Origin of the sequence: Candidatus Accumulibacter sp. ACC005, from assembly GCF_907163215.1 — a bacterium.
In the GTDB taxonomy this organism is placed as follows: Bacteria; Pseudomonadota; Gammaproteobacteria; order Burkholderiales; family Rhodocyclaceae; genus Accumulibacter; species Accumulibacter regalis.
Map to the genome: position 1 here is coordinate 120825 of NZ_CAJQUB010000006.1, position 13938 is coordinate 134762.

At 63.9% G+C, this 13938-nt stretch carries 12 protein-coding genes and 4 tRNA genes; 8 read left to right on the forward strand and 8 right to left on the reverse strand.

What is annotated here, in order from left to right; genetic code table 11:
• Nucleotides 1–95: 95 nt before the first annotated feature.
• Entirely contained in the window at nt 96–551 is a 456-nt protein-coding gene (locus QZ613_RS07775; protein WP_291981977.1) for a terminase small subunit, read from the forward strand.
• Between the two features lie 372 nt (nt 552–923).
• On the opposite strand, the gene QZ613_RS07780 is transcribed toward QZ613_RS07775, so the two are convergent.
• From QZ613_RS07780 to tsaE, 3 genes are all read right to left on the reverse strand, one after another.
• Nucleotides 924–999, reverse strand: a tRNA-Thr gene (locus QZ613_RS07780).
• A 129-nt stretch (nt 1000–1128) separates the two neighbouring features.
• Complete coding sequence (locus QZ613_RS07785; RefSeq protein ID WP_291981979.1) at nt 1129–2481, reverse strand: N-acetylmuramoyl-L-alanine amidase; 1353 nt, start codon at nt 2479–2481, stop codon at nt 1129–1131.
• Entirely contained in the window at nt 2436–2987 is a 552-nt protein-coding gene (gene tsaE / locus QZ613_RS07790; RefSeq protein WP_324593521.1) for a tRNA (adenosine(37)-N6)-threonylcarbamoyltransferase complex ATPase subunit type 1 TsaE, read from the reverse strand. Before tsaE ends, QZ613_RS07785 begins: the two co-directional genes overlap by 46 nt.
• Here tsaE and queG point away from each other — a divergent pair.
• Complete coding sequence (gene queG, locus QZ613_RS07795; RefSeq protein ID WP_291982131.1) at nt 2922–4052, forward strand: tRNA epoxyqueuosine(34) reductase QueG; 1131 nt, start codon at nt 2922–2924, stop codon at nt 4050–4052. The genes tsaE and queG overlap by 66 nt on opposite strands.
• Nucleotides 4053–4128: 76 nt before the next feature.
• Here the strand turns inward: queG and QZ613_RS07800 are convergent, their stop codons facing one another.
• Nucleotides 4129–5769, reverse strand: coding sequence for an electron transfer flavoprotein-ubiquinone oxidoreductase (locus QZ613_RS07800; RefSeq protein ID WP_291903360.1), 1641 nt, complete (start codon nt 5767–5769; stop codon nt 4129–4131).
• A gap of 256 nt (nt 5770–6025) precedes the next feature.
• Here QZ613_RS07800 and QZ613_RS07805 point away from each other — a divergent pair.
• The 6 genes from QZ613_RS07805 (at nt 6026) to pcaF (ending at nt 8827) form a co-directional block, all read left to right on the forward strand.
• Nucleotides 6026–6102 (forward strand) — tRNA-Pro (locus QZ613_RS07805).
• Between the two features lie 69 nt (nt 6103–6171).
• Nucleotides 6172–6248, forward strand: a tRNA-Arg gene (locus QZ613_RS07810).
• 8 nt (nt 6249–6256) lie between these two features.
• Nucleotides 6257–6332: transfer RNA gene (locus QZ613_RS07815), tRNA-His, on the forward strand.
• A gap of 39 nt (nt 6333–6371) precedes the next feature.
• Entirely contained in the window at nt 6372–7004 is a 633-nt protein-coding gene (paaY, locus tag QZ613_RS07820; RefSeq protein ID WP_291865803.1) for a phenylacetic acid degradation protein PaaY, read from the forward strand.
• Nucleotides 7005–7206: 202 nt separating this feature from the next.
• A complete protein-coding gene (locus tag QZ613_RS07825) occupies nt 7207–7458 on the forward strand; it encodes a hypothetical protein (RefSeq protein ID WP_291981981.1) in 252 nt (83 codons plus the stop codon).
• Between the two features lie 163 nt (nt 7459–7621).
• On the forward strand, nt 7622–8827 hold the full coding sequence (gene pcaF / locus QZ613_RS07830; protein WP_291865801.1) for a 3-oxoadipyl-CoA thiolase: 1206 nt from the start codon (nt 7622–7624) through the stop codon (nt 8825–8827).
• Between the two features lie 89 nt (nt 8828–8916).
• Here the strand turns inward: pcaF and QZ613_RS07835 are convergent, their stop codons facing one another.
• The 4 genes from QZ613_RS07835 to QZ613_RS07850 form a co-directional block, all read right to left on the reverse strand.
• A complete protein-coding gene (locus tag QZ613_RS07835) occupies nt 8917–9639 on the reverse strand; it encodes a dienelactone hydrolase family protein (RefSeq protein WP_291981983.1) in 723 nt (240 codons plus the stop codon).
• A 68-nt stretch (nt 9640–9707) separates the two neighbouring features.
• Nucleotides 9708–10850: a M12 family metallopeptidase gene (locus QZ613_RS07840; protein ID WP_291981985.1), complete on the reverse strand. Its 1143-nt coding sequence runs from the start codon at nt 10848–10850 to the stop codon at nt 9708–9710.
• 100 nt (nt 10851–10950) lie between these two features.
• Nucleotides 10951–12390 carry a heavy metal sensor histidine kinase gene (locus QZ613_RS07845; protein WP_291865796.1) on the reverse strand — a complete coding sequence of 480 codons (1440 nt, stop codon included), beginning with the start codon at nt 12388–12390 and terminating at the stop codon, nt 10951–10953.
• A 163-nt stretch (nt 12391–12553) separates the two neighbouring features.
• On the reverse strand, nt 12554–13936 hold the full coding sequence (locus QZ613_RS07850) for a TolC family outer membrane protein (protein WP_291903754.1): 1383 nt from the start codon (nt 13934–13936) through the stop codon (nt 12554–12556).
• Nucleotides 13937–13938: the final 2 nt, after the last annotated feature.

The window sequence follows — 13938 nt, forward strand, 5'->3', positions numbered from 1 at the left end:
CGGGAGTTTGCAGGCCTTCCGTGACTGCTTGGAGGCGCAAGGCCAAGCGAGCAGCGCCAGTGTCGGAGAGTGGCGACCGTGAGAAGGAAGAGGCAATGACGCCAAGGCAAAGTCGTTTCGTTGACGAGTATCTCTGTGATCTGGTGGCGAGCAAAGCAGCAATTCGCGCAGGGTACAGTTCCCGGCGGGCGTCAGAGATCGGCTATCAGCTGCTGCAGAAAACTACAGTTCAGGAAGCAATCACCGAACGCATGAACGCCCGAGCGCTACGTACCGGAATCACGCAGGACAAGGTGCTGTTTGATCTCGAAGCGGTGAAGCAGGACGCCATGAGCAAGACGATTGGCAAGGATGGCAATGCCTTGATGGCCAGTCATGCGGCAGCGCTACGGGCTCTGGAGCTGCAAGGGCGGCATCTGGGCATGTGGAAAGACCGGCTGGCCGTGACTGGCGAGGTCAGCATTGCTGATGCCATTCGACATAGCGCGGCACGCAGGGCCGCGATGGGACCATCCTTGACGGTGTGTCTGGTTGGTGCCGATAGCGCGTAGATCGACAACCCGGCGACGGGCTAGGCAACCGAAACGCTTGGCACCTTCCACACAGCCTCTAAATCGCTTGCATCATGTGATCGGATCACACGATAGCCCCCCGGAAAACGCAGCTGACGCGAAATCGGAGCTCTGGGAGCATTCGGGGAATTGGCAAGCGCCGACGTCGAAGCGATGATTACCAAGACAGAGCTTACCAGCCGGGATGTGGTCAGCCAGCGCTCAGGATTGGGCGAAGGCTCAGCCTGCGACCGGCGAGGATGAGCCGATCGGCGGGGCAAGACATGCTGCAAAAAAAACCGGCGAGTGCTAGCCCGGTGATAGCCCGACAAAAAGCCCGACCTTGTGAGCCGGGCTAAGTGCTTGATTTACTGGTGCCGCTGGACGGAATCGAACTGTCGACCTTCGCATTACGAATGCGCTGCTCTACCGACTGAGCTACAGCGGCACGGTGATCCTTGAAGCACGTGCAGGGTCGGCATTCTAGCAGCGCCGACGGATATTTGGAACCTCTATTTACCTCTGCGCAGGCCCCACTTGCCGGGCAAGTCGCGCACTGCCGAGAGCAGGGGTCAGACTAATCAAGTCGAGCCAGCGTTGACTTGGCCAGCGGCGGATTCATGGCCAGGTATTTCTTGATTCCCGAGAAAATTGCCTCGGCGAGCTTATCCTGGTAGGCGTCGTCGTTGAGGCGCTTTTCCTCCTCCGGATTCGAGATGAAGGCGGTTTCGATGAGGATCGACGGAATGTCAGGCGCCTTGAGAACGGCAAAACCGGCCTGCTCGACGCTCGCCTTGTGCAAGCGGTTGATACCGCCAATCTCCCCGAGGACCGCCTTGCCGAGCTTGAGGCTATCGCTGATCGTCGCTGTCTGCGACAGATCGAGCAGCGTACGTGCCAGGACCGGGTCCTTGGTGTCGATATTGACGCCGCCAATCAGGTCGGACGCGTTTTCCTTTTGCGCCAGATAACGCGCCGCCGAACTCGACGCCCCGCTTTCGGAAAGAACGAACACCGACGACCCATTGGCGTCCGGCCTGACAAAGGCGTCGGCATGGATCGAAACGAAGAGATCGGACTGGATGCGACGCGCCTTCCGCACGCGATCGCCCAAGGGGACGAAGAAGTCGGACTCGCGGGTGAGGACGGCGCGCATGTTGGGGTGGGCCGCGATCTTCGCCCGCAAGCGCTTGGCCACTGCCAGCGTGACGTGTTTCTCGTAGCTGCCACCGCGCCCGATGGCGCCAGGATCCTCGCCACCGTGGCCCGGATCGAGGGTGATCGTCACCAGGCGATCGATGACCGGCCGGCCACGACTCTTGCTCGCCGGCCGGGGCTCGGCGAGCTGGGGCGCGTTCGCGTCTGCCTTGGCCTCGGCGATCGCTTCGGCACGCGTCTCGGCGGTGATCCCGGACCGGTTCTCGACCGGCGCCTGCCAATCCTTGCTGTCGAGAAGCGAAAGCAAGGGGTCTGGCGGCGTCGAAGGATAGACGTCAAGGACCAGGCGATGCCCGTAGTCGCCCACCGGCGCCAGTTCGAAAACCTGCGGTGCAACCTCTGTCTTGAGTTCCATCACCAGGCGAACGACTCCCGGTTTGTAACGCCCGGCGCGCACCAGCTTGATGTTGGGATCGTCCGGCAGCACTTTCCTGGAAAGGCTCTCCAGCACGCTGGTCAACTCGATACCTTCCAGGTCCACGACCAGGCGCTCTGGATTCTTCACCGTGAAATGGGTGTACTTCAATGGCGCGCTGAGTTCGATCGTCACGCGCGTATATTCTGGTGCCGGCCAGATGCGAACGGCAAGAACGCCTGGACTTCTGTTGGCGGAGGCTTGCGATACGGGGCTGACTGTCAGAAACAGCGAAGCACCGGCAAACTTGATCAGTCGCCGGCGTCCTGCCAACCGCTCTTCAGCGCTTTCAGACATTTTTTCCCCTCCTCGGTATTCGCAACGACGTCCAGCGTCCGACCGTTCGTGCAAATATGGAAGACAAGGACGAGGTCGGCCGCAGGCACCTGGCCTGCAGCCTTGTCCGGCCACTCGACCAAGCACACGGCATCGTCACGGAAATACTCGCCAAGCCCTGCATCCACGAACTCTTCTGGAAAGTTGAACCGATAGAAATCAAAGTGATACCAGTATATCCTCGAAATCACATAAATTTCAACCAGTGTATAGGTAGGGCTTTTGACGGGACCGACATGGCCGAGCAAGCGCAGCATGGCGCGGACCAGCGAAGTTTTCCCGGCGCCAAGGTCGCCGTCGAGCCAGACGACCATCCCCGGCGACAGCAGGGGCGCCAGTCGGCGGCCAAGCCCGGCGGTCGCCGCATCGTCTGGAAGATGCAGGCTGAGAGCCGACTGGTTATCATCGCTGCTATGCAAGAAGGGAACTCCCAAACAGGCGCCGACGGCGGCGTCGCCGACCAGCACGCCACTTACGCCACAGTGGCGCAAAAAATCAAGGACTTGGGTCAGGAACTCGGCTTTGCCTCGATCGGCATTGCGAGGGCCGATGTGGCAGCGGCGGCGCCGTGGCTGATGCGCTGGCTTGCGCTGGGCCGGCACGGCGAAATGGATTATATGGCTAAACATGCGGCCCTGCGCGCGACGCCGCAGCTCCTGCTGCCGGGAGCGCTGTCGGTCATTTCGGTACGGCTGCCTTACTGGCCCGCCGCCGTCGACGGACAAGCGGTGCTCGACGATGGGCAGCTGGCCTATGTCTCGCGCTACGCACTCGGCCGGGACTACCACAAGACCGTCCGGCAGCGGCTGCAGAAACTTGCCGACTTCCTGCGTCAGGAAGTTGCCTCCCTGGAATTGGCAGAGCCCTTTGCCTGCCGCGTGTTTTCCGATTCGGCGCCGGTCATGGAAACCGACTTCGCCCGTCAGGCGGGCATCGCCTGGCGCGGCAAGCATACGCTGTCGCTGACACGCGACGGTTCCTGGCACTTCCTCGGCGAGATCTACAGCACCCTGCCGCTACCCGCCGACGCGCCGATTGCCGAGCATTGCGGCCACTGCCGTCGCTGCCTCGACGCCTGCCCGACCGCGGCCATCGTTGCCCCCTACGAAGTGGATGCACGCCTGTGCATTTCGTATCTGACGATAGAGTTGCACGGCGCCATTCCGGTCGCCCTGCGACCGCTGATCGGCAACCGCATCTACGGCTGCGACGACTGCCAGCTGTGCTGCCCGTGGAACCGTTTCGCCCGCATCGGTGACCCCGACTTCGCCGTGCGCAACGGTCTCGATGCGACGCCGTTGACCACGCTTTTTGCCTGGAGCGAGGGGGACTTCAACGCCCGCCTCGCCGGCAGCCCGATTCGCCGCATCGGGCACCTGCGCTGGCTGCGCAATATCGCTGTCGCCCTCGGCAATGCACCCAGCGCGCCAGCGATTATCGCCGCGCTGTCTTCGCGCCAGGATGACCCCTCGCCGATGCTGCGTGAGCACGTGGCCTGGGCGCTTGCCCGGCATCGCGCATCGACCGGCTGACAGTCAGCGGGCGGCAGCCTCGCGGACTACCCCTGGGCAGGGCCAGAAGCGGCGCACCTGCCCGGGCGCCAAGTGCTCACATGTTCGGATAGTTCGGCCCGCCGCCTCCTTCGGGCGCCACCCAGCGGATGTTCTGCGTCGGATCCTTGATATCGCAGGTCTTGCAGTGGACGCAGTTCGACGCATTGATCTGCAGACGCGGGCCGGCTGCCTCTTCGACGATTTCGTAGACACCCGCCGGGCAATAGCGCTGCTCGGGCGAAGCGTATTCCTTGAAGTTGACGGCAATCGCCTTGCTGCTGTCGAGCAACTGCAGATGGACCGGTTGCTCCTCCTCGTGCGCCGTATTGGAAATGAATACCGACGACAGGCGATCGAAACTCAGGACGCCGTCGGGCCGCGCGTACTCGATCGGCTGATGGCTGGCAGCGGGCTGCAATTGTTCGTGGTCACTCGTCTCGTCCTTGAGGGTGAAGAACATGCGGCCACCGAATAGATTCTGCTCAACCCAGTTGAAGGCGCCACCCAGGAAAGTACCGAACTTGTGCAAGGCCGGCCCGAAATTGCGCGCCTGGTGGAGTTCGGCATACAGCCAGGAAGCCTTGAAGTTCTCCTCGTACGCGAGCAGATCGCTGTGCCCTTGATCGCCCCCCTGCAACGCAGTGTGAACTGTTTCGGCGGCAAGCATCGCCGATTTCATGGCCGTATGAATGCCCTTGATCTTGGCAAAATTCAGCGTACCGGCGTCACAGCCGATCAATAGTCCGCCCGGAAAAGTCTGCTTTGGCAGGCTGTTGAGGCCGCCCTTGGTAATCGCTCGCGCGCCGTAGCACAGGCGTTTGCCCCCTTCCAGATACTTTCTGATCTGCGCCTGCGACTTGAAACGCTGAAATTCCTCGAACGGCGAGAGATAGGGATTGGCGTAGTTGAGGTCGGCGATCAGCCCGACGGCGACCTGATTGTCGGCCATGTGGTAGAGGAAGGAACCACCGGTGGCGCCGTGCTCACTGAGCGGCCAGCCCGCGCCATGAACGACCAGGCCCGCCTGGTGTTTCGCCGGCTCGATCTGCCACAGTTCCTTGATGCCGAGGCCGTAGTGTTGGGCGGTGGCACCGGCCGCAAGATCGTATCTGGCAATCAATTCCTTGCCCAGTTGTCCGCGCGCGCCTTCGGCAAGAAGCGTGTACTTGGCGTGCAGTTCGAGGCCCGGCTGGAAACCTTCCTTCGGCTCGCCGTTCTTGTCACGTCCGAGATCGCCGGTGGCGACGCCTTTTACCGAGGCGTCGTCGTGATAGAGGAGCTCGGCGGCTGCGAAGCCGGGAAAGATCTCGACGCCCAGCGCTTCCGCCTGTTCGGCCAGCCAGCGGCACAGGCTACCCAGGCTGATGATGTAGTTGCCGGCGTTGTGCATCGGTGCCGGGACGGCGAAAGCGGGCAGTTTGACGGCCGCCGTTTCGCTGCGATACAGATAGACCTGATCCTCGCTGACCGGGGTCTGCAGCGGCGCACCCATGGCCTGCCAGTCGGGAAGCAGCTCTTCGAGCGCGCGGCTCTCGAAGAGCGCGCCGGAGAGGATGTGCGCACCCACCTCCGAGCCCTTCTCCAGCACCATGACCGACAGCTCGGAATCGAGCTGCTTGAGGCGAATCGCCGCACTCAAGCCTGCCGGCCCCGCGCCGACGATCACTACGTCATACTCCATCGCTTCACGTTCCATTGCCGCTCCCCAAGGTTTCTCAGTTTTCGTAGGTACCGACCGTCGGCACGACGATCAAGGAATCGTTCTTTCGGCGCCCGCTGCCCCCGTCGCTTGACGCACTCTCAGCGATATACCGCAGGCGGAAAGCGCGGTCAAGGTCGGCGCGCTGCATGGAGGTGCACAATGTCGAACGCCCTGGCGATTTACAGGTCATCAAATTCATGCCGGCCGTCATTGACCCCCGTGATGCCAGCTTGTAGAATGCGCGCTTCCTCGGGGCGTAGCGCAGCCTGGTAGCGCATCTGCTTTGGGAGCAGAGGGTCGTGAGTTCGAATCCCACCGCCCCGACCAGTGGCACCAGCATCAATAAGCGGTACAGGCGGTACTCGCGGGAAATCCTCTCAAGGAAGCCTCGCACTTGCGCCCGTAGCTCAACCGGATAGAGCACCGGCCTTCTAAGCCGGGGGTCGTGAGTTCGAGTCTCGCCGGGCGCGCCAGATCAGTGGCGGTGTTAGCTCAGTTGGTAGAGCCCTGGATTGTGATTCCAGTGGTCACGGGTTCGAGTCCCGTACATCGCCCCAAGAACTCGAATGGCGCCGGCCCCTGCCTGGAGCATCCACATGAACCGCCCACGCGTTTTCGCCATCGACGGAATCATTCCTGTCGTGGATCCCAGCAGCTACGTTCATCCGTCTGCCGTTCTCATCGGCGATGTGATCGTCGGGCCCGGCTGCTACGTCGGCCCCTGTGCCAGCCTGCGCGGCGACTTCGGACGCCTGATTCTCGAGCGCGGCGTCAATGTGCAGGACACCTGCGTCATGCACGGCTTCCCCGGCAGCGATACGATCATCGAGGAGGATGGCCATATCGGCCACGGCGCCGTGCTGCACGGCTGCCGCATCGGCAGGAACGCGTTGGTCGGCATGAATGCAGTGATCATGGACAACGTGGTCGTCGGGGAGTCGTCGATCATCGCCGCGTGCGCCTTCGTCAGGGCCGGAATGGACGTTCCCCCGCGCTCGCTGGTCGCCGGTGTTCCCGCCAAGGTCATGCGCCGGCTCAGCGAGCAGGAGATGGCCTGGAAAGTCGAAGGAACGCTGACCTATCAGGAACTCACCCAACGCTCGCTGGCAACGCTGGTCGAGACCGAAGCGCTGAGCGCAGTCGAGCCGGACCGCAAGCGTTTCGACCTGCCCGGCGTGCAGCCACTGATCGAGTTACGCAAACAAGCACCGGGCAGCGACAGACAATAGCCACCGACCCGCCTTGCGCGCAAGCTTCCTTTTTCCGAAAGACGTTTCATGCCTGGCCTGGCCTGGCAGCGCGAGCGCGAATCACGACCGCGCACTCCTCCACGCCGACCAGCCGGCGAGCGCCATCTGCAGTGGCAACGCGACCTGCAAACCGATTGACCCGCAAGGGGTCAGCATTTGCCCGGCTTACTCGCGATTGACGATGTTCGTGCGACGGGATATGGTCGACGGCCATCCTATCCGTCACGATCGCTCTCTGTTCACGCTCGCCGACTCGGCCTTTGCCTACCCCTGCAATAGATCCAGCCGGAAACCGGCCGCCTCGGCGTGCCCGATCGACTGCCTGAGCCTGGCGCGCGAAAGCGAAGGACGCGCAGCCGACGACAGCACAGATCGCTCGCCAACCGGAACCGCCGCCCTGCTGACGGGCGCGGTTCAGGGAAATCTGCAATGAGGCCTCGACCTCGACGGGCGCTTCCGGCACCTCCCCCGCACTCACTGCAGACGGTCGACGCGACGCCGCGCAACACCGCCGTCGGCTGTCGCCTGCACCAACCCCCGCAGCCCCGGTCGACGCCAGCGCGTACGCGCTCGACCACTTCAAGGAATCCCCGTAAATGAACGAAGCTCTTATCTGCGACGCAGTCAGGACCCCGATCGGCCGCTATGGCGGCGCGCTCTCCGGCGTGCGCGCCGATGACCTCGCTGCGCTGCCGATTCGCGCCTTGATCGACCGCAACGCCGGCGTTGACTGGTCGCTGGTCGATGACGTGATCTATGGCTGCGCCAATCAAGCCGGCGAAGACAACCGCAACGTTGCGCGCATGGCAGGCCTGCTCGCCGGCCTGCCGGTCGAGGTCGCCGGGACGACGGTCAACCGCCTCTGCGCCTCGGGGATGGATGCGATCGGCCTGGCAGCTCGCTCGATAAAGGCCGGCGAAGCCGAGCTGATGATTGCCGGCGGCGTCGAGAGCATGTCGCGGGCGCCTTTCGTGATGCCCAAGGCCGATAGCGCGTTCTCGCGCAGCGCCGCGATCCACGACACGACGCTCGGCTGGCGCTTCGTCAACCCGCTGCTCAAAAAACTCCACGACACGCACTCGATGGCGCAAACGGCCGACAACGTCGCCGCCAAATTCAGCGTTTCGCGCGCCGACCAGGATGCTTTCGCCCTGCGCTCGCAACAACGCTGGGGTGCCGCGCACGAAGCCGAGCGCTTTGCCGACGAGATCATCCCGGTCCGTCTGGCGCAGAAGAAAGGCAGCTCGAACGTCATCAGCACCGATGAACACCCACGACCGGACATGACCCTGTCACGACTGGCCAAGCGCGAAGGAATCAACGGCCCCGGACTCACGGTCACCGCCGGCAACTCGGCAGGCATCAACGACGGCGCCTGCGCACTGCTCATGGCCAGCGAGGAAGCCGCCCTCAAGCACGGCCTGACACCGCGCGCCCGCGTCGTGGCCATGGCCACCGCCGGCGTCGCACCACGCATCATGGGCTACGGTCCGGTCCCCGCGATCCGCAAGCTGCTCGCCAGGACCGGACTACGCCTCGACCAGATGGACGTCATCGAAATCAACGAAGCCTTTGCCGCGCAATGCATCGCTGTGCTGCGCGACCTGTCGATCCCGACCAACGCCGCGCACGTCAACCCAAACGGCGGCGCGATTGCCATCGGCCATCCTCTCGGCATGACCGGCGCCCGCCTGGTGGCCACCGCCACCTGGGAACTCCGCCGCCGCTCCGGCCGCTACGCGCTGTGCGCCCTGTGCGTCGGCGTCGGCCAGGGCGTGGCGATGATCATCGAGCGCGTCTGAGCCGACTCCCGGCCGGAAGCCCGCCCTGCTACCGCCAGCCGCTGCCACCAGACGATCTGCGTCGGCCCCGTAGCAGCCCCCCGGGCCGATCAGCCAACCGATCGGCAAACAAAGCCGGCGAGCCAGGCACTGGCGTCACCCACTGCGCGGGCCCAGTCTTCGCCATTCATGAAGTGCGGGGCGCCAGCAATGACCCGGTAATCAAGCCGCTCCGGGTGCGACGCGTAGTGAATCGCCAGCGCTTCGTGCAGGGTCCGTGCCGCTGCCGGCGGAACAACGCAGTCGTTCTCGGCGGTAATCGAAAGCAGCGCCGTCGGAAAGAAGCGCGCCACGGGAAAGTCGCCCTGTTGCGCAAACAACCAGGCCGGCGAGCCGAGCAGCGCAACCGCCGCACGCAGGCGGCGATCACGGCTGGCCGCCCCGTAAGTGATGCAGCCTCCCATCGAAACCCCGGCGACGGCAAGTCGCTGCCCATCGCTCAGACCGCTGTCGACCAGCGCGTCGAGCAGGCCGGGCAGCTCGGCGACCGTTTGCGCCACCAGCGTATTGAAAAGCTGCTCCCTTTGTTCAGCCGGCCGGGCGAACTGCTGCTCGAAGTCGCTTAGCCGTCGCTGCCCGTGACCCACCGCATCGACGCCGATCGCCAACAGTCCTGCCGCGGCAAAGCGCTGCAGTTCGGGCAGGTGCGACTCCTTGTCTGCGCCGAGGCCGTGAAACCACAGCACCGTGGGTAAAGGCGCCGCCCCTCCTGGCGGGTGAACGATGAGCACCGGCACCTCGCCGAGCAATCGGCATGCACCCGCCCCACTCATCTACGCGCCGGGCTGCGGACGAAGCCGGTCACCCCTATCCGCAACGCCACCAGACGATGAGCACGTCATTACCAGACCATCACCGCTGTTTCGGCGGCCATCTGCGCGTAGTACAAACGGATACCGATCTGATAACGCCGCCCCCTGATCAGGCGCATGTCGATCTTCGCGTTGCGATCGCTACCGCTGTCGTCGTCACCGCCGATCTGCACGTTGCCGCCGCTCCTGACCTCGAAAAGGACCATCAGCGTGTCCGCACTGCCGAAGGTGGCAATGCTGTAGGTCCGCGATATTTTCGGCGCGAAATCGAAGACGCGCGTTTCGCCGGCCCTGAGCGCCAGCTTTTGCGACAAGCCGACTTCGAGTTCCGGGATTTTCTGCGTCGGAGCAGTCCCCGGATACGACTCGACGATCCACGTCTTGTCGGCCGCCGACAGCCCGCCCTTGGGTTGCAAGCCCGCACGATAGGCGGCGGGTTCGACGATCAGGCCAGCGCCAAAAGCGTACTCCATCACCGAATTGGGGTCCCAGTTGGTGCCTTTCACTTCGCCCGGGCTGATCTTGCGCAGGATGTTCCACTCGATGGTCTGCGCATCCCAGTTGTTCGGCGGCCCCTGAAAATAATTGCGCACGGCGTTGATATCCCAGGTGATCCCTGCGAAGGGGTTCTGGTGCTCGTGTTCCAGGCCTAGCGCGTGGCCAATCTCGTGCAGTGCGGTATCGCGTCCGTAGGCCGTGTTCAGCGCCCAGCCAAAATTCATCGTTCGCTGCAGCGGGTCACGAATCCCCAGGTTATCGCGGCCAACATAGGACCACGAGCCGTCTCCCGGCGCAAAGCCGATGCGCAGCATCGCGTCTTCGGGCTCGGCAAGTTCCTTGAAGCTGATGCCGATGCCCAGCTTGAACCAGGCGGCGAAGGCCTGGCGCACTTCTTCGATGTCGCTGGCCTTGCCTTTCCAGGCGTTGGCAACGGCATGCCCGGCCTTGTAGCAACAGTAGGTCAACTGCGTTCCGTTGACCCATTTCTTGCCGCCGGCCAGTATCGCACGCGAACGCAGCACATCGACCGCGGGGTCGAACTGCCGTGGATGCTGGACGGGCTGACAGCAATAGCGCAAGCCGGCAGCGGCGCTCTCAGGCACTGCCTGGCTGGCCTTCCCTGACGCAGCTTTCGCGGCTGCTTTAGAGACCACCTTGGAATCCGTTGGCATCTTGTTCTCCTGTCTGAATAGATTGAGGAACTGCCACTCGCAGCGTCCGCGCAGCCAGCGCGCAGAGACTTCCGCTGTGCCGCCAGCATGCGCCCTGCAGTCAAGCCAGGTCAAGCGGCCGGTCGCCTTTGGCCGTTGCCGCCGGAAGCTGCAACTCGAAGCGGGTGCGTCCGTGCTGCGAGCTGACCCGCACTTCGCCGCCGTGCGCGCGCGCGATCGAGCGCGTAATCGCCAGCCCCAGCCCGGCGCCGTCGCCCAGATGCTGGCGCGAGGCGTCGACACGATAGAAGCGGTCGAAGAGACGTGCCAGATGCTCCTCCGGAATCGTCGCCCCGGAGTTTTCCACCACCAGAGTGACCAGCGTCGGATCGCTTGCGTCGAGCTGCACTGCAAGCCAGCCGCCGGCCGGCGCGTGACGAATGGCGTTGGCAAGCAGATTGCTGATCGCTCGACGCAACATCAGCCGATCGCCGAAAACCACGCCGCTCCCCGAACTGCGCACCGCCAGGTCCTTTTCCTCAGTCAGCACGACGTAGAACTCGAGCAATCTTTCGACCTCGGCGCCCAGGTCGAAGGATTCACGATTGGGAACGATCAGACCATTATCCGCCTTGGCCAGGTAGAGCATGTCGGCAATCATGCGCGCCAGATGCTCGAACTCCTCGGCGTTCGACGCCAGGACATCGCGGTACTCGTCGAGCGAACGATCCTTGGCCAGCGTCACCTGCGTTTGCGTCAACAGATTGCTCACCGGGGTACGCAGTTCGTGCGCCAGATCAGAAGAAAAATCGGACAACCGGCGAAACGAGTCCTCGAGTCGGGCGAGCATTTCGTTCAGCGTTCTGGCCAGTTCGGCGAGTTCGACCGGCACGGCGGCGGCAGCCAGCCGCGCGTCAAGGCGCTGCGCCGTGATTCCCGCTGCCTGGCGCTTGATCGCCTGCAGGGGAGCCAGTCCGCGGCGCACGACGACCCAACCGAGAAAGCCGCTCAAGGCGGCGGCGAGGACCACGAACGACCACAGTGTGGTTCTGAAGGCGGTCATGAAGTGCTCATGGTGGGAAATGTCTATGGCCACAGCGACGACTGCCGACGGCGCCCCGGCGATGCCGGTTCGGGCGGCTGCCGCGATCCCGCGCAGGGGCAGTGCCGTGCGCGTTCTCCAGACCATCGGCGCCAACCGCTCCGCTACCGGATCCTGCGCGCCCCGCTCGAGAAGCGCCGGCGGGAAATCCGCGCCGTGACTGGCAAACAGGGTTTTCCCGGCCGGAGCGATGACCAGAATCGCCAGGCCGGAGTGGCCCACCAGCGAATCGTCGAGGCGCTCCGGAACGAGTTCCAGATCGGCTTCGGAACGCACTTTCTCGAGAGCGTGCTGTGTCAGGCGCAGCTTGCCGGTGAGCACTTCCATATCCTGCTCCTCGAAATGCCGTTCGACCGAGTTGCCGATCAGGAAGCCGAGCAGGAGCAGGACCGCGGCCGAAACCGTGGCGAAAAGCAGCGTCAGTCGAAAAGTGATCGATCGCTCGCCGCCTAGTCGCACTCCGTCCCCCCGAAGCGCAAAGCCATGCTGCCCAGGATCAGCAGATCACAGGCAACACGGCCTTGCGCATGCCAAACCAAGCGTGCGCCGCGCAGAAATCGTGGAAGGCGGAGACGTCGTGGAACTCCCGGCCTCGTCGTTTCTCCGTGCGCGCTTGTCGCCGTTACGACGACGGCCCGCCGGAACGCTTGACCGACACGGGCGTCGACCGCCCACCCTCGTACTGCGGCACCAGCAGCGCCTCGATCTCGGCAAAATCCTTTTCCGAGAGAACTCCGGCAGCCGTTTTCAAGAGTAGCGTACTGGCAAGAAATTCGAAACGCGCCTGCGCGAGATCGCGCTTGGCAAAAAACATCTGCCGTTCGGCGTCAAGAACGTCCGTATTGGTACGGATTCCGGCCCGCATCCCGCGCTTGGTCCCTTCGACGGCGACGACGCTTGCGTCAACCCCTTTGCGATACGCAGCCACTCTACCGACACCGGTCTCGACGGCCAGAAACTGGCGTTTGACCTCGACCATGGCGTCGTTCGTGGCCAGGTCGAGTTCGGCCATCGAGCGCCCGCGATTGGCGATCGCCTGCCCGGTCAGGGCGTTCACCCGGCCACCGGCAAACAACGGAATATTGATTTGTACACCCACGGTGGTGATCGAGCTTTTCTGGTTAAGCGTCGAGATGGTTTCGTTCTCGGCTTTCAGCGCCCGCGCCACCAGATCCAGTTGCGGCAAATGGCCGGCACGCGCGCGGTCCACTTCCAGGCCAGCCAGCTCAACGAGTTTTCTCCGCGCGCGAATCTCCGGGTTGTGCTCCTGCGCCAGCGCCAACCATTCGTCGAGCCGGCCTGGCACGATGCCGGTCGGAATGAAATCCGGCCGCAGCACCCATAGATCGTTCATCGGCGTACCGGTGATGCCTTCCAGTACGCGCCGGGTCACTGCCACCCGATCGAGCGCCTCGGCACGACCGGCGCGGGCAAACTCGAGCCTCGACTCGGCCTCGGCGATCTCGGTAATCGTCCCCTCCCCACCGTACCGCCGACGTTCGGCCAGTTCGCGCTGGGCGCCATAGGCAACGATTTCGGCCTCGCTCAGCGTCAGCCGCTCGAGCGCCAGCAGGGCTTCAAAGTAGGCGGTCGACACTTTGCTCGCCAGCTCCGCCTCCTTGCGATCGAACACCGCATTGCTGTAGGCGGCCTGCACGCCGCCCTGCCGATAGCGCACGTAGCTCTCGAAGTTGAAAAGCGGCTGCCGCAGCGTCAGCGCCGCCTGTTTGTCGTAGTAGTCGAGGTCCTGCGTCACGTCGACCAGCGTAGACTCGCGCTCACCGGTGTTCTTGGCGTAGCTGCCCGTGATCGAAACCGTCGGCAGCAGGCCGGCGAGCCCGATGTCGATCGCGTACTGGCCGGCGTCGCGCTCGAAACGCGCCGCCTGAAAGGCCGGGTCGTGCTGACGGGCGGCACGATAGGCGTCGAGGAGACCGGCAGCGAAGGCACCCGACGACAACAGCACCAGGCCGCAGGCAGCGAACCGGAAAAGGCGGCTGCGCATGC